Here is a 21717-nt window from a genome sequence, read left to right on the forward strand (position 1 = left end):
ATGCAACTCGTCACCAAATCCTTGGTAGAAGTGATTCCTGCCATTCGCTCTGCACCGCCACTCCCTGTCCGAAACCATATCAACATTTTGCTGCCGAGTTTAATGCTCGGAGGTGCAGAACGAATTGTCTATGACCTTTTGAGATCGATTCAGTCTGTTGATCAACGCTATACAGCAACGCTATTGTTGTTGCATCGTCAAACACCTAGCTATGTGCTTCCATCAAATCCACAAATTCAGATCGTTTATCTCGATCAGATCTGTAAATCTAGCCAGCGAATTGACAAGCTGAAAACGATCGCCGCTGAGGTACTCAATTCACCAAATTCCAAGCTCTACACCCACTTAATTCGGATTGCAGATCTTCGTGAGTTGTGGAATCTCGGTGTTCAAACAATTCCGGTTTTACACAACTCGAAACCCGGCTGGCAAGACCCGCCCGATCACTACAATCACTCCAATGTCCCGTTCGTCATTGCTTGCTGTGAATCTGTCGCTCAACAAGCACAAGCTGCAAATCTCCAAAAGCCGATTAAAGTCATCAGGCACGAAATCGACGCACCGTACAAATCGGAATCGATTAGCCTTTGGCGAGATCGGCTTCGCGCTCGATACGATGTCAGTCCAGACACATTTTTCATTGGAATGATTGGCAGTCTGAAGAGCCAGAAAAATTACGCACGTGCTTTGGAAATCGTTGATCAAGTCAGTCAAACCTATCCGGTAAAACTGCTAATCGCAGGCGGATGGAATCACCCTAAATGGCAGCAGGAAAAAACGGCTTTAGACACTCAAATTCAAGCAAAAAATTTACAGACAAAAGTGATTTTTGCTGGAAATGTCACTCCTGTTGAACCACTCTATGCAGCCTTTGATTTGTTGCTGAATACCAGTGATTTTGAGGGATTAAGTATTTCTTGTTTGGAAGCGCAAGCGTACGGTTGCCCGGTCCTCGCTTCAGACGTAGGTGGACAGGCTGAAGCGTTGACGCTAAACAATCTGGTACAACCAGCAAACAACATCGGGGCTTACATTACTAAAATTGAATCGGTGATTCAATCGCGTCCGTGGCAGCGTCCAAAACCACTGGCTCCTAGTAATCGAATCATTCCCGCTCTATGGTGGCTGTTAGGCAATCGTTCAATCTTTCCAATTGCAGAACACAGGACAAAAACACCCAAAACGCTCTTTGTAATCAACAATTTACACTTAGCAGGTGCCCAGAGATCGCTAACAAATCTATTAAGTCATCCAGATTTTACGCATCGATGCGAAGTGTGTGTACTCGACGAAAGTTTATCAGATACTCATGCTCAAAGACTTCGGACCGCAGGTGTTTCTATCTGGCAGCTAGAAGAGACTTTATCTCTTACTCAGCGAGTAGAACAATTTATCGAGTTAATTCAGTCAACTCAAGCAACGCAGATTTGCTTTTGGAACGTTGCTCCAAAGTTTAAATTACTCGCTTCCAAAATACTCGCAGATAGTTCAATTCGGGTATTTGATGTGAGTGCTGGATCAATGTACTTTGAGGAGTTAGCATCTGCACACGAATTTCAACAGCGTATTAGTTGGACACAAAAAGACCACTTTGCTAGCCTGCAACGATTGATTGTCAAATATACAGGAGGCAAACCCCCCAATTGCAGTCCCGTAATCACCGAAATGATTCCCAATGGCGTAAGCTGCAGCCAGTTTGAAAAACACTTCCCATCCCCTTTGCCACCCTGTGTAGACCCAGCATTCGCGATCGGCACTTGCTCTAGAATTACGCCAGTTAAACGGATTGACTGGCTTATTGACATGATGCAAATCCTCGGCGAATGGCTGCCTGAAGCAAGCCTAACCATTGTCGGTGGGGTGCATCCAAAAGAACAAGATTACTGGATTCAGCTTCAAGAGAAACTAAAGACAATGAAACGTAGAAACGTTTACCTTGTCGGTGCAACCGCAGATGTTCGTCCATATCTGCAGCACTTCCAGGTTTTCACGCTCATTGCGGAGCCAGGTGGATGCCCGAATGCGTCGCTCGAAGCGATGGCATCGGGAGTCCCGGTTGTTGCAACGCGTTTCGGTGGGGCTTTCGATCAAATTCAACCTGGAGTCAATGGCTTTTTGGTCGATCGCGACAATCCGCATGAAATGGCAGTAATCATCCACAAAATCTTTCGCAATCCCTGTGTTCGAGCCAATCTCGGACGCAATGCTCAAGCAATTGCCTCCCGTGAATTTTCAATGGAACAAATGGTGAAGCGGTACCTTGATGTTTTGAGTGTGCTGTAAATATTCGATACTATTTGACCGATTTGCTAAAGTAAAAACGAGGCTTAATACCTCGTTTTTTCTGCAGGATCGACTTTTTTCGCTTAGAATGCCAGCTTAAGCGGTCATAACTTATCGCCTGAAGTCTTACACACTTTTGATTCTGTTCATGACCGCTTAGTCCTTAAATCAGTCAACCGTACATTGCTTTAGTCTCACTTGCCGAAAGGACAGGGAACGGTATTCGGGCAAAAGTTCCCGATATTCGCCTAGAAGCTGGGCTTGTTTGTGTGATCTGTGGACTCTCTATTCTCAGATTAGCACTGACATCACCTCGCCTCAGCAGGTGATGTCAGCTTCATAAGAACAGATACTGCTCATCAAAGCTAAACTCCAACCTCATGAACCAGTCCAATCCATCTGTTACAGCCTCTGAAGCTCCGACTGCCAAAACTCGTGAAGATGTTGAACAGCTCAAGCAGAACTGGGTTAAAAATCCATCCGCGCAGTTGCACAAAACGCAAGGATATGAAGAATTTCAGCAAGAGCTAGAAAATTTTCAAGAAAGAGTACTTACAACGTGCAGAAAAGTTCAATGCACGATCGGAGTCGGCTACTATCTCACTCAGATCGAAGACCAAATGAAGAGTTTAAACCAACAAGTTGAAGGACTTTTAGCCAGAATAGAAGCACTCGAACAACAGAACCAGCGATAAGCGAGTTCCCGTCACTCAGTTACGCCAGTCTTTTTTGCAACACTTGAAGTCAAGTCTTACTTGACAGGTAAGGTAGTTCTATATAGCTAGAGTCCGCATCTCATATCTATCTTCGGAGTGGTGACGAATTATTTGTAGGTTTTTTGCCGGCAAAAAACTTTATTTTTTGTGATACGCAGGCGTGATCTAAACGGACTAAATCCAGCACCACACCGTAGTTTTCAGCCTTCAATGCCTACTTTCAACGGGTTAACAAAAAAACAAGTAAATTTACTTCTATGTGAATATGGTCTGTAAAAGAGTTTTACCCCACTATTGATCGATAACACTTTGCTTCGATGAAAGATTTCGGTGCCGTAGCACTAACAATATCGTCAGCGAAAGTTTGACAGTTAAACGTTGATCGCGCAGCCTTGCAAGGATGTGCAATGCTTTTGTCGACGAGCGCGTACTTGCTAGCTTTTGAGGTGATTTTGACGGTTTGAGAATGCCCCAGAATCGCTTCTATGCTTTTCCAGCTAACTCAATTTCAAAGAGGATTCCATGAAGCTTATTTACCGTGCTTTAGTAATTGACTATGTTCCCCGATCGCAGATTACGACTGTCTACGGTAATGCTGAACCCCGTCTGGTACATCCGCAGAACGTAGACGCACGGCTGCTGAATCTGCAACCCGTGCTTCGAATGCATCTGGTGTAATCGAACCTCTTTCTGTACGCTAGCTTACCCTTTCGCATCAAGGATTAACTCATGAAATTGCAGTATCGTGGAGTTTCATACGATCGCCCATCCGATGCCCCCAACCCATTATTTATAGAATCCGAAGCTATCAAACCCATGGAACTGATTTACCGGGGGGTGTCTTACCTCAAACTTAGCCGGCAAATCGAGATGAATCCGAGTACTCCCTGTAGAATGGTGCAGATGCATTATCGAGGCATTGCCTATCCCCGTGCGATGCCGCTCAGATCGATCGAAACTTCGGTCTACGCTTTTCCCGAACAATCTTCCCGACATATTGCTTAAATCACGCTCACCATGATTTCATTACTTCGTGCAGTCTTATGCAAACTGCACGAAGTGTCCGTTCCAGAACTAAATTATGAAATGGCATCTAGAACAACCCATTGGTCTTTTTGGAGCTTGGTTCTACCAAACTGGATGGAATCACAGCACAACTCGTAACCTGTCTTCTCTTGAACATTTATTGTTAAGTGTTTTCTTTCATTATCGTCAAGGCTTTCGAGCTGGCTCAACCTACAAAATTGATCTGATGGTCGAACAACTACGAAACCATCACTAGCACACAACTTATTGATCCAGAAAAGCGCAGATACGCTCAGCAAAAACAGCGCCAACACTAGACTTTTAGCACCAGGAGTTTTAAGAATGATGGAGACGCAGCCAACGAAACGGCATCGAAGCACCGTTCGAGGAAAATTTTTATTTAGACTGATAGTCTCTACATTCATTGCATTGAGCGCTTTAATTTTCGCCCCCCAAGTCTTTGCTAGTGATCCAAGTGGAATTCAAACCGGAAGAGGAGTCGACGCACAAACGGCTCAAGGGGCTGGAATCATTCTTACAAAACCTGAAAATACATCGGCACCTAGTTACACAGAGCAATTGAGAGCCTACGAAGCGTTTCAGTCACAAGCGACAAATGAACCGATCGCGGTTCAACTTGCCGAGGCAATTGGACAAAACAGAGTTGCAATTAATTTAAGCTGGGTTCTGATCTGTGGCTTTTTAGTCATGATCATGCAGGCGGGTTTTGCGTTAGTCGAAACCGGACTGACGCGGGCGAAGAATTCTTCGCACACGATGTTCATGAACTTATTTATATACCCACTGGGTATCCTTGGCTTTTGGCTAACTGGTTTTGCTTTAATGTATGGAGCAATGCCAGTCGCGTCGCTAGGTGGAACTCCTGGACTAGATGCCTCAAAAGAATTCATAGTGACGCTGTTTGGAAAACCTTTTGGACTATTCGCGACTCACGGCTGGTTTTTGAAAGGAAGCAGCTACGACGTAGGAACCTATGCCGTCTTTCTATTTCAGACCGTCTTTATGGATACAACTGCTACCATTCCGACAGGAAGCATGGCAGAACGCTGGAATCTCAAAACCTTTTGCATCTATGGAATCTTTATCTCTGCACTACTTTATCCTATCTTTGGAAATTGGGTATGGGGCGGAGGATGGCTTGCTCAACTCGGCGTGAATTTTGGACTCGGTCACGGGTTTGTTGATTTTGCCGGATCTGGTGTAGTCCACGCAGTCGGTGGAATGTGTGCGTTAGCAGGTGCGATTGTCCTCGGACCCCGAATCGGAAAATACACGGCTGATGGGAACATTAATGGCATTCCCGGACACAACATCCCAATGGCATTACTAGGAGCACTAATTCTTTGTTTCGGATGGTTCGGCTTTAACGCAGGCTCCACGCTTGGCGTTTCGGGGGGAGGGTTAACCCGTGTAGGAATTATCGCAGTTGCTACCATGATGGCAAGTGCAGGAGGAGCCGTTAGCGCTGCAATTTACATGGCGTATCGCAGCGGCAGACCTGATCCCACCATGGTCGCAAATGGAATGCTGGCGGGTTTAGTTGGCATCACTGGTTGTTCTGGCTTCGTCGACGCAACCGCTGGAGTGGTAATTGGCGCAGTTTCTGGCGTTCTTGTTTGTATTTCAGTCGAAGTCATCGAACGACTCAGCATTGATGATCCGGTCGGAGCGATTTCAGTTCATGGAGTGTGTGGTCTATGGGGCGTACTCGCTGCCGGAATTTTTCCCGATGGAACTGCTGTGTACAACGGGAGTTGGAATGGAGTTGCTGGCAGCGTCAAAGGAATGCTCTACGGAGGTGGCTCTCAGATGGTTGCCCAACTTGTCGCTTGTATTGCTATTGTCGCTTGGGGCTTTGGCATTTCTTTTGTCTTCTTTAAAGCCCTCAACAGCGTAATCCCACTACGAGTTCCACCGGAAGTCGAAATCGAGGGGCTAGATACGCGCGAGACCGGAGTGACTGCCTATCCGGACTTTGCAACTTTTCAAGAAAGCAACTTTACCCCGTTGAGCAATACCTCTTCCAATATTTAGGCTTCCTCTTCGGTTTAGTTTCGGTACAGATCAGCGATAACCACAGCGAGAGGAAATTCCTGCTCGCTGTTTCATTTGTTTAAAATTTCCCCTAAGCGATGTTGCCATTCCCTGCATTAAGAGAGACGCTCCGTTGTAGCCGACCTTTTAGAGTCGGGTATAGAGACAGAAGTTTCTCCGTATCTAAAAAATATGGCAGACGATTCAGCGATTCCCCAAACCGGATGGACTAAAATTCGCGTTCATCATCAATATCAACATCGTTTTCAGCACAATTGGATTGTTACAATTGTGCTAATTTCTCGACACTTCAATCATTTAAACAGTGAAGACCACGTTATGGTTGTTTTTCAACAACCTCAAGTCGATCGAGTAAATCTCGACTCCGCCTATTACTTATCTCTTGAGGAATTTCGTCAAGAGTTTTTCGAGATGCAGCCTGACTTACCGCCTAGCAAAATGCCGACACCTCCCCCAACTCCTCGAAAATGGGGACTACCTGCACAGCATTAAAAAAGAAACCGTTAACCAGTAGAAAAGTTAAACAGTTTAAGTGCTGAAAGGTGTTTGCAATTTTTACACTTTTTTACTTTTGCCTAAGAATCATCGGTTTAGCAACTCAGATTGTTTAACTTTTTACTAGCTCAGGAATAATCCTCAAAATGAGTAATTTTGTACTCATTTTGAAAAAACACAGGTAAACTACAGTATTCAAGAGCAACCTTTTATCACCTTTTAATTTTAATGAACGAGACCTCTCCTTCTCAAAGTGCCGCAGCAAAAACACAGTGCTTTGCTCACTGGATCGTGCCCGGTCAAACACTGATGGTCCGCAATCGAGTCCTGTATGTCTCAAACTGCCAGGTAGTTTTTCATCCGGAAATCTTGAGCACTGAGACGCTGCAAGATGTAGTTGAAGCCGTAAATTTCTGGTATGACAAGCCAGTTGAAGGCGCAGCAACCTATTACTTCAACCCAAACAGCCGAAGATTTGAACTTGCAGCTGATGAGGCGACTCAAGACCCCACACAGTTGGCTTGGGTAATTCAAGTCACCGGCAAATATGCTCGTGCGATTCGCCGACTTTATAAACATTTTCATCAATCGCAAAAGTAGTCTGGCTGCAACAATCGAGCATCTTGACACCGAGCCTATGTCAAGATTTAGTTATCTTCGATCATCGTGATATCAGATTATCACTATATCAGTTGACTATGACGAATCGGCATTCTGCCGCGCCGACTGGCGCGTTCAATCGCCGATGACTCTAAACAAAATGACAACCCTCGACCAAATCCAGCAGATCAAGTCAAGCGTCAGTCCTTGGAACCTCAATTCAGATGCTTATTTACAAAAAAAGCAGCCCCTTGATCAACCGATGATCGAATCCGATCGTTTCCTTCCATTCCCCTTATCGCTGAACCAAAAACTCAATCTTTTGATTCGGCAAATACAACTGCATTTACCGGTTGAACCTCTGCTAGAGGCAGAACCGGAACTTGCTCAATTAGCCGATGAAGTTTTGTCAAATGTTCCAAAAATTCTGCATCCTCAACACCCCATTCAACTGCACCAACCGCTGGTTGTACGTCTCACATCCGAAACCGTTCAAACTTGCATCGAAGTCAATGTTAATCAGGGTCAGCACAAAGGTAGTCATCCCAAGCTATTTGAGTGGGGGGTACGATCGCCAAATTTAGGATGGCGAGATGAAGTTAAGCTATGGGCAGCGACTAAACACTTACAGTGCGATCCAGATCATCTTTATCTTACAGTACTAGCTTTGCGGCTCGATGATATCCCACAAGCTCAACTGCATCGTTGGAGCATTGAACAACAGCAGGCAACTGAAACCTGGCTGCTCGAAATGTTTGAAAAAGCATACAATCTAAGCCACACTCCCGCTCCATCCACTACAGAAACAAGTGGCTTACCCGACAAGACCATGACCGTAGCTGAGTATCTAGAAACGATACCAGAAGTTCCGCTCTGATCATTCAGATTTGCATTCGAACAACGGATTCCGTTGATTCAGCCACCTGGACTCAAATCAGCGCCGAAATCTCTAGCTTCAATCTCCTGCAAGCTAGAGATTTTTAAATTTGGCAGATCGCTATACTAAAATTATCGCCATTGACTTATTGTTTATCATTTTCATTCTGATGGATGCCCTCATTGCTCTTCAGTCCACTTACCCTATCTCAGCAAAAGAAATTGCAACCAGACTGAATCAACCTCGCTATAGCTATACGCCTGATTTGATGCAAGTTTACTTTGAAGAAGTATATGTTGCAGATCAAATTAGAGGAGCCTTACGCTGGAAGCTTCGGTTTCCAGTTGGCTTTGAACCTTCATTGATTCAACTTTATGCGGGAGCTGATCTAGTTGCCGCAAAACTAGAAAACCAAGTCTTACTCAACCGACTTCCCAACATTGATTGGTCGATCTATGAAACATAACTCAAGCGACTTTCTTAAATTTCTTAAACGCCAAATTGACGCTTCCCATTTAGATAGTACTCAATCTGTTCGAATTCAAATGGGAGCTACTGTTGTATTTCACGGAAAACTAGACGATGAAACCGCTAAAAACAAGTTGACCCCAGCTACAATTACCGTGCTTGAATCCGCAATAAAATCGGGACAACACCCCGATTGCCAGCAAGCCGGAACCGAAACAAATCCCACAAAAGGAACGATCAACGTCGATCTCGGAAAAGACCGCGTCTTTCGTTACAGTAACGGAAAAACGCCAATCTACACACTCAGTCCCATTCCTAGTCGCGAAGTTGGAATTATTGGCGTGCAGCATCATCTTGCTAAACACAATAAACCTCAGTGGAAAGGCGAAACTGCCCAGATCAAAATTGAAACCGATAAAGATCCTCAAAGTTCAACCCAAGGGAAACAAATGCTCAGCGTCAATGGCATTCCTCTTGGATGTGTGCCAGAAGAAACAGTTATTCCAGAAGGATTAGAGGGACAGGCTCGAATTTACAGTCAGCCGTCCAAGCTAGAACTGCGTCTTGGAGAAAGTGAAAAAATTGAAATTAGCAAGCTTCCAACCGATCTAGATCCCAGCACATGGCTTGGACAACCGGTGAAGGTAACATTTAATCGTGCACCCAATGAAGCTGCATTTGAAGCAAGAATCGGCGATACCGTCATTGGTTCAACAAATTCTAAAATCTCTAAACATTTTTTCAAGCAGGATCCAACAACCGGAATGATTCAAGGACAAATCGCCGGAACGCTCACGGCTACGACTGGACTACGCGCCAGCGTTGAAATTGACACCGCTACCCTGCAAATTTCTGAAAAAGACCTGGGTATCGAGGCTTATCCAAAAGACACAGCGTTTCTGTGTGCAACCTACTCGCGACTAGATCAACAGGGCACTCCCCAAAAATTTTGTACTCATCCTTATGCTGACAAAAGCGCTCTCGATCAAGCAATTCAAAAAATTCGAGAGAAAGGAAGGCACCAAATCAAAATGCACTTTTGGGAAGTGCCATCCGGTCACGTTAAAGAGTTTATATCCGAAACTTTTGCAGCCAATTCTATTCCCGAAAATCTGGCAAAGCCTGCTCAACAGGATTTTCACAGTCGCCCAACCTGGGAGAAAAAACTGCTTCGGCAATGTCATGTCGCGCTCGACGGCGCATTGAAGCATGAATCTAGACCCGAAGCAAAAGGACAGTTTCAGATGAATGGACGAACGTATCAGGTCAAGTTTAGCGAGGGATGCCTTTCGGTTAGTCAAGACAATCGACTGGTCTATCAGTGTGAAGCAAAAAAATATCCGGAGATTGAGCCAACTCCCTACGAGAAGCACTCACTTGTCCGCCTACCAGAACAAAAAAGCAAACCCCACCCGGTTCCACAAAGTCAGCGGGGTGGGTTTGAGCAGTAGCAGACAGCTACTTGATAGAAGCAGAACGATGCAACCGACGAACGGTAGGAGCAGGACGCTTTTCAGCAGGCTCTGTTGCTCCATCCTCAGCCAAAAAGTTATCCAAAACGTTCGGCGCTGAAACCGGACCACCCCCTCCAGAACGACCACCCGACGAGCTGCCTTTTTCATCGGGTGGCAACGGCAAAAGCTTATCTGCCCACCGCATTCGCATCTGAATTTGTTGAGCAAGTTCAAGTTCATCGATCGTCTGAACCTTTTTCTGCAGAGCAGCTTTGACTTCTTTGTCCCAAAGCCTGGTACACTCCTTTGCAAAAGTGTCATCTCGTTTTGGAATTGGAATCCGCAGCTTAAATGGAACCCCTCCCTCACCTCCAGATTTATAGCCAGGATTCGTCAAGATGCATTGTCCGACATCTAAGCGCAGCAGTTCATCAACCGTAAACAAAGGAACCTTTTGCAGTGACTCATTCCAGCTGTGAGAATGACTAGGATGCGGACCTCCCATTGAACGACTGAACGACTTGTTGCGAACCAAAATTTCTTTCTCACCGAATCGCTCTGAATAAGACTTTGCCGTTTTGTTGTTGTTCGTATTGAATAAAAAGTGCGTTGCGGCCGCTGCTGCGATCGCCGCTCCGTTATTCTCACCGTAAATGTCATAAAGCTGCTCTAGCGACTGTACCCCCATCACGAAAATAGAACCATTCGAGCGTAACTCGTTTAGCCAAGTCACCAATTTTGGAATCTTTCCCAGAGACGGTAATTCATCGAGCAGGACTCCCAGTGGATCGCGCCGAGGTGTCGCGAAGTTAGCAACAACATACATCGTGATCGTCGCTGCAAGCAAAGGGCCAATCACAGAACGCCGTTCATCATCAAGTTTAAAAATGATAATTTGCTTGCCCTCGATCCGCTTGGGAATTGTAGATCGACCCATAAATGACTGTAGCAAAGAAGCATTGATAAACGAGGAAAACAATAACGTCGTCGTTGCCATAATGCCAGCAATCGTCTTCTCAGCATCCTTGGTACTAATGAATTGGGCAAATGAAGACACAACCCAAGGTGAAATCGCTCCACGCTCTTTGGCATAGTCGAGCCGCTTTACTAACCCCGGTAGCTGCATAATGGCATAGACAGTCGCCATGTCTGCGAAATTAGGTAAATTAGGGTTTTGCTTTAGGTCTTCAGCCTTGGGTTCTGCTGATTTAACTAACTGCAATAAGGCTTTTGCCAACTGATCGCCGGAATCTTTAAAGAACTGATCGCCTTTGCCGCCCGATGAATTCACTTGATTGATAACTGCCGCAATTTCTCCTGCCATTACCGAATCGGTTTCGCTTCTTAGGAAATCAAGCAGGTTAATAACTCCGCTAAAAGGTTCACCAGGCGCGAAGATATGCACTTTGTATCCATAGCGGGCTGCCATCGGTGCCATCTGTCGCATCTGGTCGCCCTTCTTGTCGTACACCAGCATCGGAATTCCTTGTACCATCATGCTTTCAGCAATTCGATCGATCGCACTGTAGGTTTTTCCAGAGTTCGGAATGCCCAATGCCAAAATGCTTCGTTGGGCACTAGGGATAAACGTGGTTGGCATCGAACCGGTCATCGTCTGCAGCATTGTACCAAACCACCGCCAGCGTCCAGACCACCAGTATTTTGGTGTACCACACCACACGGTAACTTGATTGTGGCGAGGACGAGATGGCAACTCCGGCATTTCAGTTCCAGTCGCTTCGGCTGTGGTTTTGAGTTGATCTTCACGTCGGTTATAATCCTGCAAGTCCTTCAGCAGTTTGACTTGCTGCATTGCTTCGGACACCGCAGACATTTTTTCAGCCCGCTTCGCTAACCGTCCCGTCGTTGTTTTACCTTTACCCGTGCCCAACAAATTCGAGAGCACCAGCAGGAACAACAACACCGCAACCATGGCATAGCCCGTAGGCGTGTTGTATTCCTTAAGAGAATCAAGAATGTCCTTTCCAACTGTGATTTCTGCCAACACAGGCGAAGAAGGAACAGAAACAATAGAAGTGTTCTGCTTCATGAGGATAATTTGATGAAATAGCAACTGGCTTGCCTCATCTGACCAAAAAGTTCTTTTCGGTCAGCAGTATTAGACAAACGCTTCTACAGCCGTTCGAATTTGAGCGACTCTAATCATTCCCCGTTCTACCTGCAACTGTGGAGCAGAACGATAGCTGGGAGTAGCCACCGCTCAATTGCAAGTATCCAGTAATCTGATTACACCTGCAGATCGAGCAACATCCAGTACAACTGGCAAGTTTCGCGACAGCATTACCCGCTATTGTAGACAATCAAATTCAAAAGCGGCTAACTGTTAAGCAAATTCAATCGTCTTTAGCGAAAATAAATGCGATCGCGGTTCAATCACGCCATGCCACGAGCATCAAAATGGAGAGCAAAGACAATGATAATAATGGGCACCAGCGTCGCCATGAACTGAAGCAACGCAAACTTTAACCCTTCAGAATTAATTGTGACAAGACTTGTAGCTGGTTCCAATCTCTTAAGTACAAGCGTACCTATCCTGAAGATCTAACCTTTAAGCCTGAAAAGGCTTTTTTTTATGCATCGCCGAATGAACATCAACCTTAGATCAAATCAAACCCGAGTCTATCAATAGAAGTGCCAACAAATCAGAATCGAAGCTTGATTTACCCCTTTTGTTAGAGGCTAGAAAACTGCCCGCTTCTTTAACCTGAAGTTACTGGGAAATGAGTTTTCTGAACGCGCCTGCCTCTGAGGTAGGAATTACTACTGAGAAAACTTACCGGACAGTTGCGAACAGTCTCAGACCCTCATTTCTCATTCAGGTTTCCAGTTATCTGTCAATGATGTTTCTCCACACCCATAAATTTACTGGGTTACATACCTTTGACAGTTATTTCTAACAGCACATTCCACTCATCTCTACAAGGAGAAGATATCATGGCGTTCGACCCTGAAGCCGGAATGGAGAATCAGCAACATACTGAAGGAACAGCTGATTCTTCAATTAGCGGCTTCAAAGAAGAATCAGGTTTTTACGGCGCAAGCGGCTCTTCAATTCGAGAAGATGACTTGACAAAGGCGCTCGATGCCAGCCTAGAATCCGTTGAACAAACTTCTACTGATGAAAATCATTCAAGTTTTACAGAGGAATCATTCCAGGCTAAAGTCGAAAACAACCTGAATGCTGAACAACACAGCAACCGTTCGGATTCCTCTGGGTTAAACCCGTCAGATGAATCAGAAATAAAGTCAGAAGACGACGGTAAAGCAGATGACTTCGCAATCGAAAGTTCTAACAATTCAGAAGATTCCAATTCCTCTGAAAGCTCCTCTTCGCCTGACAACAATGAACTCTCTGATTTAGCAAAAGATGCTACCGAAGAGCAGTCAGACAACAGTACAGAGGAAGCGTCAGATAATGGTGCACAAGAGCAGGCTAACCCAGACCCTGCATCAATTCAGATCGATCCAGCAACGCTTGTAAACAGTCAAGAACTGGATCCAGACCAAGTTGAGGGTGTAGAACTCGAACAACGTCTGGGTGAAAACGGAGATGTTTTAGATGGGGGCGGCGGCAATAATGTTGTGATCGGGGCTGGCGGGTCAGACATCTTTTTAGCCAATAGCGACGGTGCGTTTAACACGATCACAACCGGCAGCGGTGAAGATCTCGTTGTTCTCGGCAAAGACACGACCAACCGGATCTTTGACTTCGATCCCGCTGCCGATCAGTTCGGCTTAGATGGAATCAATGTCGAAGATGTTTCATTTGGTCAAGGCAGCAACCCAGACAACGGTGGACTTGATCAGCCGTTGGACTCAGATAACAATGCGCTGGTCATTGATAAAAGCACCAACAACATCCTTGCGTCGCTCACGTTTACAGATGCTGGAGAGTTGTCTTCTGATAACTTCGTCACTGTTAGCGATGAACAACTTGCCTCACTCACTGCGTAAAGCCCAGTTCCTTTTTATCCCACAATTAAGCCATTTCATAAGGAGTAACACAACACATGGCAGAATTCGATCACAACAATAACTCGTCTCAAGACCATCAACAGGACTCGTCTGGAGCAATCATCGAGTCATCGAGTCAAGAGAATTCTTCCCGGTCTGAAGCAACGGGTTCTTCAATTCAAGAACAAACCGTGTCTACTGCCCTAGAAAGCATCGACAACGGAGACGGAAGTTTTACCCATACTCATGCCGATGGAACCGTAGAAACCCACTCTACTGAAGAGGCAGGTGATTCCCATCAACACAGTGGTGAAAGCGGGGATGCGTCTCATGATCACGCCCCAGCTGAAGAAAAAGTGTTTCAAATGTCGAGTGATTACACACAGCACAACGGAACGGTTGGTTCAGATCAGCTGATCGGCGGTGAAGGAGATGACTTTATTTTCCCTGGAGAAGACAGCTTCGAATTCAATACAGCAGTGAGTGGTGAAGAATTTCCGTTTGCCACAAGCTCAGATAGCGTAACCACCCTGGATCTTTCGCTGGATGCTGAGGGTAACTTTAAAGTGGAAGGAGAAGCAACCGGGCTAGATGGAGCACCCTTATTCTCGCAAGGTGAAGACGTGATTGACTCCAACGCTGAAATTCTCAATGGAAGCGACCCAGAAGCTCTAGTAAATGGCTTTTTGCAGGTTCCTGAAGACGGAGAAGGAAATACAATCAGCGGCACACACTTACACTTTTCGCCGAGCGGAGATGAACGGGGTGACTTCGCAGATGCGACCGTCGTTCGATTTTTTGAAAATGAAGTGAGCGAAGACGGGAAATCAGCCACAATCAACGGTGAATTTCAGCTCAGCCCTGAAGAGCAAGCCGCTCTTCTTGCCGGAAACCTTTACACGAACGTTCATACCAATGTGGATGTCGATGGTGATGGTCAAGCTGGATTCCCCACGGGCGAAAACCGAATTAACTTCAACCAAAACGTCGTTGAATTTGCTTAGATTCGCCGATTCAGCAATCGAGTTACGCAGTCTTCGGGTGAACCGAAGACTGTTAGCGCATCCCCTGGGTTAACCCAGACGCTAGTTTTTCCATGAAGCACAGTCAAAACTCCTGGTGGGATGCCAGGGTTTTTTCTGCAGGTTTTCAGATTCTCATATTATCACTACATCGGTAAATCGATAGCATCGTCAGTCTGCATTTCACTTGTTCTCTAGCTTCTACCGCGCAAAATCCATCTGTAGAAGGAGCAAAACGCTGCCTAGAAAAGTCACTAAAGGCAGAGTGACAGATTTGGAATTCATTCTAGTTTATTAAGTAAGACTCAGTTTAAAGACTGCACCTGTGGCTTGAACCTTTTATCAAATTGTAAGCCAGCTGCACTAAACGCAGAATTTCTCTCGTTTAGGACGTAGAAACACTTCATTAGTCAAACAAAGTCAAGCACCCTCCTTGCTGATGCTGTTACAAAAGTTGGCTGCCCGATTATCCCTTTAAGCTTGGTTATAAAAATGATTGGACAAGGAGAGCTGCTCATCGAGCGCTATCTAATTGTAAAACAACTTGGATCTGGTGGATTTAGCAAAACGTACCTAGTACTTGACAAACATCTACCAGGTAATCCTCAATGCATCCTCAAACAACTGTGTTTTCAGGGACATAACACATTAACTCTTGAAGATGCCCGAACCCTGTTTGAGAAAGAAGCAAACTTTCTATATATGCTAGGACGCACTCACGACAGAATTCCGGGGCTTTTAGCACATATCAAAGATGAGGATCATCCCTGTCTAATCGAAGAGTTCATCGAAGGGAAAAATCTTGAGTCCTACGTTCTAGAAGGAAAGCAGCTAAAACCAAAAGAAGCGATCGCGCTATTACGAGATGTTTTATCTACACTGGACTTCATCCACCAGAAAAATATCATTCACCAAGACATCAAGCCCAGCAACTTAATTCAGCGCGAAAGCGACAAGGCATTTGCTGTCATTGATTTTGGCGCTGCCGTACATCCGAAAGAGCCACCGTTTAAAGATTTGACGTTTGGTACACCCGGCTATGTTCCTCAAGAACAGCGAGCGGGGGAGCCTGCGTTTGCAAGCGATCTCTACGCCCTTGGCATCACCACGATTCAATTAATGACCGGAATCCACCCGCAGCAGCTCCGCAAAGACCCGATGTCAAACGAAATTGATTGGCAGTTCTATCTCAAAGGAAAAGGAACTCCGAATCACCTTAGAGAGGTTCTTACTCGGTTAACTCGCTCAAACGTAAAGGAACGCTATCAATCCGCAAGCGAAGCCCTAGCTGCACTCAATCTGTCTCAATCTACAACAGCTCCCGTTGGCAAAACACCCGAATCTCTAGTCGACTCATCTGATTTAAGACAGCAAACATCCCCTTCAAATCGTCGATTTCCGTGGGTGCCACTAACCGCGTTATCAATGACGGTTATAGTCGGCGCTGCAATTGCTTTAAGTAAACCAGAGAGTCCATTCTACGCCGTAAAAGAAACAGTCGTAAACCAGCTCGACACATTGCAAGCTAAGCAGAAAATGCAGATTGAATTAGTGAAGACAATCGCTACACGCGATTCAATCACAAAGATGTTAATGTCTTCCGATAGATACCTGATTACCGTCGATGATGCTAACACTATAACAGTAATCAACATTCAAACCGGCAAAACAACAGCTCGAATCAAGGATGCTCCAGATCGACTGACGAAACTTGCCGTTAGTCCAAACGGACAATGGCTGTTTGGCACAAGCAATAGTCGAGAAGTAACGATTTGGAACCTTGCAACCGGACAGGCTGCTCGTTCTTTCACTCTGAAAGAAGCTGCAATCGAAGCCGTTGCTTTCAGCCCGGATAGTCGCACCATTGCAACTAGTACTCAAAATCATCAGATGCAGCTTTGGGATGTCGGTTCTGGAAAAATGGTTCGCACCCTAGAAAACCGGATGCTCAACAGTGCAGGAACTGAGGCAAATATCAACTGCATGTTCTTTGCTCCAAACCAGCTCATCATCGGTGCGACCACAAATAATCGCATGAAGGTCTGGGATGCAAATACCGGAAGCCTAAAACGCGTGTTTTCAGGACATTCTGAACTCGTAGACACGATGCAAATTAGCAGGGATGGAAGAATTCTTTACAGTTTTGGCAGAGATCGTGCCATTGCCTGGGATATCAATGCCAACAAGATTGTAAGTATATTTCCTCGTGAATCTGCTGGTGTAACAAATGTTCGATGGAGCGGAGAGCATCTGCTCACGCTACACGAAAACGGGAATGTTCGATTATGGGATCCTCAATCAGGACGACTGATAGAAACCCTCACAACTGTACAAGGAAAAACAGCTGTTAGCGATAAAGCTCAATACCTTGCTAATGCTGTTAACCAAGAAATCAAAATCTGGAAGATAAATCCCGCAGAAAATAAAACCCATGATGTACAAAATTTCTGAAAAAATCATGCATCGAGTACGATGGGGATTAGCTCTAGGATGGCTACTGCTTATCGTTTCGCTATTCTACGACCCGATCACTCCTCGCTTTACTCAGCCAGGAAGCAATAGTCCGTTTGCTTTAGACCCAAATGTTTATACCAATCCTGATCTTTGCGTCAAAATTCGAGATCTTTGCATTCCCGAGCAGCCGTTTAGTCTTAGCGTGTTAATGTGGTGGGCTATGATTGTACCTGCCGGGATTCTTATCCTAATGACATTCGGGCACGAACTATGGCGGCGAATTTGCCCACTCTCGTTTTTCTCACAAATCCCGAGAGCGTTAGGTATTCAGCGGCGAAAAAAGGTTCGCGACCCCTTAACCGGTGAATCTAGCTATGAGGTGGTCAAGATTAAAGAGGATTCCTGGCTCGGACGCAATCATCTGTATTTCCAGTGGGGATTGTTCACCCTTGGACTAGGCGCACGAATTCTATTTGTGAACGGAGACCGCTATGCGTTAGGGTGGTTTTTGATTGGGACGATCGCTTGTGCAATTATTGTTGGATATCTGTATGCTGGAAAAAGCTGGTGCCAATACTTTTGCCCGATGGCACCTGTTCAAATGGTCTATACTGGTCCACGTTCGCTACTGGGCAGCGAAGCTCACACGTTCTCTAAGCCTACCATCACTCAATCGATGTGTCGACTGATTGATCCTGAAACTGGCGATGAACGCAGCGCCTGCGTTCAGTGCAAAGCGCCGTGTATAGACATCGACTCTGAGCAAACTTATTGGTCTGAACTCAAAAAACCAGGTCGACGACTGGTTCAGTATGGATACATCGGCATGGTCATTTCCTTTTATTTCTACTATTTTCTGTATTCAGGCAACTGGGATTACTACTTCACCGGAGCTTGGACACACGAAGAAACGTTGACCAGCCGACTGTTTGACCCAGGATTTTATATTCATGGAGTTACGATCCCGATTCCTAAGTTTATTGCGGTTTTCATGACTTACGGAATCTTTACCGCAGCAACCTTTCTGTTGGGATTGATTCTAGAGAAACTTTATCGCAGAATCGCATCTACGATGAACGGAAAACCGGTGTCAGCAGAACAAGCGCAGCACACGATGTTCACCATTTTCACGTTAGCTTCATTTTGGGTCTTTTTCTCTTATGGAGCACGTCCATCGCTCAATCGCCTACCCGAACCAATGATACTCGGCTTCAATGCACTCGTGGTTTTAGTTGGTGCAATTTGGTTTTACCGCACCGTTAGTAGAAAACACGATGAGTATGAACGAGAGAAGGTTGCTGCAAGTTTGCGAAAGCAACTCCGGAAGCTAAATCCTCCGGTAAGCGCGCTTAAAGGGCGTGAAATCGATGACTTGTCTGCAACAGAAGTCTACACCCTGGTCAATGCGCTCACCGCCTTTTCAAAAGAGACGCGCGTTAATGCTTATGCCGGAATTGTGCAAGATCTACTAGAACAAGGTGTTCTTGATCCAAGCGACACCACGTTTTGTACCGGTCTTCGAGAAAAACTCAACCTGAAAGACGAAGACCACTTCGCCACACTTCAGAAAATTGCTCAAAATCAACCGGAACTTCTAGTTCCAAAAACCGCCACCATCCAAACTAGTGATTTGACGTTGGCGCGTCCGGTCAGTCGGGATGCCGCCACAATGACAATTCCAATCTTGAAAAGCCGAAACAACCGCACTCAAGTTGGATCACTTCAAAACCGGCGAACCTCTGAAATTCCGATTAACAAGGGCAAAGATTGAGTTTAATTTTCTGATGATTGACGTTTTGCTTGTTGTTGGATCTGCTGCGCTAATTTAGAAGCCAGACTGCTCATGCTTATAGCATGAGGCAATTTCTAGCGTCGAGGGATCTTGCTAGAAGTTCAAAAATTGTCACCACGATCGACATTTTGAACGCTTATAAACCAGCCAATTCAAACGACGTGGTTCCAATCCTCTCAATTCAGTATCAATGGGAAAATGAAATCCTAGAGGACAGTACTTCCAAGGAAGCTTCAAAATCTCAGCGATTAGTAAAGGTAATTTCAAATAACTCAATTGCCTACCAAGGAAATATCCCACAGAAAATGTTGTGGGTAAAAACCAGAAAACTACTGCAGAAATCCAGACGGCGAGGAACCAGAAAACGACAAGGTTCAAACACACTCTGCATATTACAGAATCGCACTCTTGGATCAAATCTGGTAATTCCAGGTTAATAGCACTTTTGTTGATCTCTGGTGATTCCTGCCTTAACACTACTATCCAAAGGATCAAAATCGTGATGATTAGTACACCAGTTCGAACTCAGCCTGGAGTAACTCAACCCGTTACCAGCGGCATTCTCAAACTTCGCTTTCTTAATGTGACTAACGAAAAGTCCGGACAAGTTATCATCGGACAGCAGGAAAATAACCAAACGGAATGGCTAATTGGTCGATCTACCGATTGTTATCTTGCGCTAGACGATCCTAAAGTGAGCCGAGAACACGCAAAAATCAAGCTAATTGATGGAGCCTTTTACTTCAGCGATATTGGCAGCCGATGGGGATCAATCATTAACGGGAAAGAGTTGCCCTTCAATCAACTGCAGTTGGTTCAAGAAGGAGACACCATTTACCTGGGTGATACAGCCTTGAAAATCGAGGAAATCATTCCAGCAGGAAGTTTGCTTCAACAGCCAAAAGACCGAGAAAATGTTAACAAGCAACAGTATTGGGCAGATAACGACATCACAGTACGCTGCTTTAGAATCATTGAAGAAACACCAGACACTAAAACGTTTCTATTCGCAGCGACTACATTTTTGTATTTTGACTACCTACCCGGACAGTTTGCAACCATAGAAGTCGAAATCGACGGCAAATCCATTCGAAGACCGTATTCGATTTCGTCAAGTCCGCACAATCCTTATACGCTGGCGATCACTATTAAGCGCGTCCCCGCACCTGCAGAAGACCCGTCGCTACCACCGGGATTAGTCTCTAACTGGCTCAATGATCATCTTAAAGAAGGAGACACAATCAAAATTGTCGGTGGTGCGATGGGTAACTTTACTTGTCTACCTGCGTTGCCGCCGAAAATGCTATTCATTGGCGCTGGAAGCGGCATCACGCCGTTAATGTCAATGGCACGATGGGTGTACAACACTTCAACTGAGACCGATATTGTGCTGCTTCAATCTGCCAAAGACTCACGTCATATCATCTTTCGAGAAGAACTTGAATTGATGAGCAGTCAGATGAGCAGCAATGACAGTGCAGGGCAGCAATTACAAGTTATCACAACGCTCACACGCCCTAAACGAGGACAAAGCTGGCAAGGATTAACCGGTCGGATCACCAAAGAAATGCTACAGCTTACAGTGCCCGATCTACACGAACGGTTTATTTTTTGCTGCGGACCCGATGAGTTTATGGACAGCATCAAGCAAGCTGTCCAAGAATTGGGATTTCCACTTGAAAAGTACAAGCAAGAAAGCTTTGGCAGCAAAGGCAAACGAAAACTGAAAATCTCTACGTCAGACTCCGTCGAAACGCCTTCTAAACAAGCCAGTCCGAAACTCGTAGAAGCTTCCCCTGCTGCCCTAAAACCAGAACCCACTCAAAACGGAACGGCACAAAAAGCCAGCTCACCCACCACGACCCATACCCCTCCAGCTCAAACAACGCCTCCGACTCCTCAAGAAATCAAATTCAGTAAGTCAGAAAAAACAGCAGAGTTTGATCCAGACGCAACGCTGCTGGATTTAGCAGAAGAAGTCGGAGTCAATATCAGTCATGCCTGCCGCGCAGGAGCCTGTGGAGCTTGCAAAGTTAGAATTCAAGGCGAAGTTCACTATGACCGCAAACCCGATGCTCTAAAAGATGAAGAAAAAAGCAAAGGATATGCTTTAGCCTGTGTTGCGTACCCAAAAACCGGCGTTGTTGTTGAAGCTTAGGCTTAGAACTTGCTGCTGACTTAGTGTTAACGCCAAGACTCAACATTTTTCGAATAAGCCTTTCGCGTCAGCAGAATTCATTTCATCACAAACTAAGTGACAGATGACAGAATTAGCGATCGCATTTTGTCAATTCCATACTCTTTTATTGAAAAAGTAACGCGCGAGATGATTCGCACGTTACTTTTTTATGAATCCCACAACTGCTTTAGCGATCTCTGATGTGTACACTTGAATTGCAGAATAATCTAATTCTAATCTGATAAATCAACAAACTGATGAAGTGATAATCTTGAAATTACAGTAATAAATTGATTTTAA

The 21717-nt window shown here is 45.3% G+C and carries 16 protein-coding genes; 15 read left to right on the forward strand and 1 reads right to left on the reverse strand.

All coding sequences use genetic code 11. The annotated features are described in order from the left end of the window. The 10 genes from ACQ4M5_RS01620 (at window position 1) to ACQ4M5_RS01665 (ending at window position 9992) form a co-directional block, all read left to right on the forward strand. Window positions 1–2283 (forward strand): glycosyltransferase family 4 protein, encoded by a 2283-nt coding sequence (locus ACQ4M5_RS01620; protein ID WP_430673859.1) that lies wholly within the window; start codon window positions 1–3, stop codon window positions 2281–2283. Window positions 2284–2663: 380 nt separating this feature from the next. After that, the gene (locus ACQ4M5_RS01625; protein ID WP_430673860.1) at window positions 2664–2978 is read left to right on the forward strand and encodes a hypothetical protein; all 315 of its coding nucleotides are present in this window, start codon (window positions 2664–2666) and stop codon (window positions 2976–2978) included. A 750-nt stretch (window positions 2979–3728) separates the two neighbouring features. Beyond that, the gene (locus ACQ4M5_RS01630) at window positions 3729–4004 is read left to right on the forward strand and encodes a DUF4278 domain-containing protein (RefSeq protein WP_430673861.1); all 276 of its coding nucleotides are present in this window, start codon (window positions 3729–3731) and stop codon (window positions 4002–4004) included. 76 nt (window positions 4005–4080) lie between these two features. Further along, on the forward strand, window positions 4081–4281 hold the full coding sequence (locus ACQ4M5_RS01635) for a hypothetical protein (protein WP_430673862.1): 201 nt from the start codon (window positions 4081–4083) through the stop codon (window positions 4279–4281). 86 nt (window positions 4282–4367) lie between these two features. Next, on the forward strand, window positions 4368–6080 hold the full coding sequence (locus ACQ4M5_RS01640) for an ammonium transporter (protein ID WP_430673863.1): 1713 nt from the start codon (window positions 4368–4370) through the stop codon (window positions 6078–6080). Window positions 6081–6272: 192 nt separating this feature from the next. After that, window positions 6273–6593 (forward strand): hypothetical protein, encoded by a 321-nt coding sequence (locus ACQ4M5_RS01645; protein WP_430673864.1) that lies wholly within the window; start codon window positions 6273–6275, stop codon window positions 6591–6593. A 231-nt stretch (window positions 6594–6824) separates the two neighbouring features. Beyond that, window positions 6825–7196 carry a hypothetical protein gene (locus ACQ4M5_RS01650; protein WP_430673865.1) on the forward strand — a complete coding sequence of 124 codons (372 nt, stop codon included), beginning with the start codon at window positions 6825–6827 and terminating at the stop codon, window positions 7194–7196. Between the two features lie 160 nt (window positions 7197–7356). Next, window positions 7357–8073, forward strand: a complete 717-nt coding sequence (locus ACQ4M5_RS01655; RefSeq protein WP_430673866.1) for a hypothetical protein — start codon at window positions 7357–7359, stop codon at window positions 8071–8073. Window positions 8074–8242: 169 nt separating this feature from the next. Continuing rightward, window positions 8243–8539 (forward strand): hypothetical protein, encoded by a 297-nt coding sequence (locus tag ACQ4M5_RS01660; RefSeq protein WP_430673867.1) that lies wholly within the window; start codon window positions 8243–8245, stop codon window positions 8537–8539. Window positions 8540–8618: 79 nt separating this feature from the next. Then, window positions 8619–9992: a hypothetical protein gene (locus ACQ4M5_RS01665; RefSeq protein WP_430673868.1), complete on the forward strand. Its 1374-nt coding sequence runs from the start codon at window positions 8619–8621 to the stop codon at window positions 9990–9992. A 7-nt stretch (window positions 9993–9999) separates the two neighbouring features. Here the strand turns inward: ACQ4M5_RS01665 and ACQ4M5_RS01670 are convergent, their stop codons facing one another. Beyond that, the gene (locus ACQ4M5_RS01670) at window positions 10000–12045 is read right to left on the reverse strand and encodes a type IV secretory system conjugative DNA transfer family protein (RefSeq protein WP_430673869.1); all 2046 of its coding nucleotides are present in this window, start codon (window positions 12043–12045) and stop codon (window positions 10000–10002) included. Window positions 12046–12950: 905 nt separating this feature from the next. Here ACQ4M5_RS01670 and ACQ4M5_RS01675 point away from each other — a divergent pair. The 5 genes from ACQ4M5_RS01675 to ACQ4M5_RS01695 all read left to right on the forward strand — a co-directional run bounded on the left by ACQ4M5_RS01675 (window position 12951) and on the right by ACQ4M5_RS01695 (window position 21396). Then, complete coding sequence (locus ACQ4M5_RS01675) at window positions 12951–13970, forward strand: hypothetical protein (protein ID WP_430673870.1); 1020 nt, start codon at window positions 12951–12953, stop codon at window positions 13968–13970. Between the two features lie 56 nt (window positions 13971–14026). Further along, a complete protein-coding gene (locus tag ACQ4M5_RS01680) occupies window positions 14027–14974 on the forward strand; it encodes a CHRD domain-containing protein (RefSeq protein WP_430673871.1) in 948 nt (315 codons plus the stop codon). 510 nt (window positions 14975–15484) lie between these two features. After that, window positions 15485–17443, forward strand: a complete 1959-nt coding sequence (locus ACQ4M5_RS01685) for a protein kinase domain-containing protein (protein ID WP_430673872.1) — start codon at window positions 15485–15487, stop codon at window positions 17441–17443. Next, on the forward strand, window positions 17424–19217 hold the full coding sequence (locus ACQ4M5_RS01690; RefSeq protein ID WP_430673873.1) for a hypothetical protein: 1794 nt from the start codon (window positions 17424–17426) through the stop codon (window positions 19215–19217). Before ACQ4M5_RS01685 ends, ACQ4M5_RS01690 begins: the two co-directional genes overlap by 20 nt. A gap of 523 nt (window positions 19218–19740) precedes the next feature. After that, window positions 19741–21396: a 2Fe-2S iron-sulfur cluster-binding protein gene (locus ACQ4M5_RS01695; protein WP_430673874.1), complete on the forward strand. Its 1656-nt coding sequence runs from the start codon at window positions 19741–19743 to the stop codon at window positions 21394–21396. The last annotated feature ends 321 nt before the right edge of the window (window positions 21397–21717 follow it).

Source organism: Leptolyngbya sp. AN10, assembly GCF_050565645.1.
Lineage (GTDB): Bacteria > Cyanobacteriota > Cyanobacteriia > Leptolyngbyales > Leptolyngbyaceae > Leptolyngbya.

Coding starts and splice junctions, on each gene's coding strand:
- ACQ4M5_RS01620 (WP_430673859.1), top strand. CDS start 1: ATGCAACTCGTCACCAAATCCTTGGTAGAAGTGATTCCTGCCATTCGC.
- ACQ4M5_RS01625 (WP_430673860.1), top strand. CDS start 2,664: ATGAACCAGTCCAATCCATCTGTTACAGCCTCTGAAGCTCCGACTGCC.
- ACQ4M5_RS01630 (WP_430673861.1), top strand. CDS start 3,729: ATGAAATTGCAGTATCGTGGAGTTTCATACGATCGCCCATCCGATGCC.
- ACQ4M5_RS01635 (WP_430673862.1), top strand. CDS start 4,081: ATGAAATGGCATCTAGAACAACCCATTGGTCTTTTTGGAGCTTGGTTC.
- ACQ4M5_RS01640 (WP_430673863.1), top strand. CDS start 4,368: ATGATGGAGACGCAGCCAACGAAACGGCATCGAAGCACCGTTCGAGGA.
- ACQ4M5_RS01645 (WP_430673864.1), top strand. CDS start 6,273: ATGGCAGACGATTCAGCGATTCCCCAAACCGGATGGACTAAAATTCGC.
- ACQ4M5_RS01650 (WP_430673865.1), top strand. CDS start 6,825: ATGAACGAGACCTCTCCTTCTCAAAGTGCCGCAGCAAAAACACAGTGC.
- ACQ4M5_RS01655 (WP_430673866.1), top strand. CDS start 7,357: ATGACAACCCTCGACCAAATCCAGCAGATCAAGTCAAGCGTCAGTCCT.
- ACQ4M5_RS01660 (WP_430673867.1), top strand. CDS start 8,243: ATGGATGCCCTCATTGCTCTTCAGTCCACTTACCCTATCTCAGCAAAA.
- ACQ4M5_RS01665 (WP_430673868.1), top strand. CDS start 8,619: ATGGGAGCTACTGTTGTATTTCACGGAAAACTAGACGATGAAACCGCT.
- ACQ4M5_RS01670 (WP_430673869.1), bottom strand. CDS start 12,045: ATGAAGCAGAACACTTCTATTGTTTCTGTTCCTTCTTCGCCTGTGTTG.
- ACQ4M5_RS01675 (WP_430673870.1), top strand. CDS start 12,951: ATGGCGTTCGACCCTGAAGCCGGAATGGAGAATCAGCAACATACTGAA.
- ACQ4M5_RS01680 (WP_430673871.1), top strand. CDS start 14,027: ATGGCAGAATTCGATCACAACAATAACTCGTCTCAAGACCATCAACAG.
- ACQ4M5_RS01685 (WP_430673872.1), top strand. CDS start 15,485: ATGATTGGACAAGGAGAGCTGCTCATCGAGCGCTATCTAATTGTAAAA.
- ACQ4M5_RS01690 (WP_430673873.1), top strand. CDS start 17,424: ATGATGTACAAAATTTCTGAAAAAATCATGCATCGAGTACGATGGGGA.
- ACQ4M5_RS01695 (WP_430673874.1), top strand. CDS start 19,741: ATGATTAGTACACCAGTTCGAACTCAGCCTGGAGTAACTCAACCCGTT.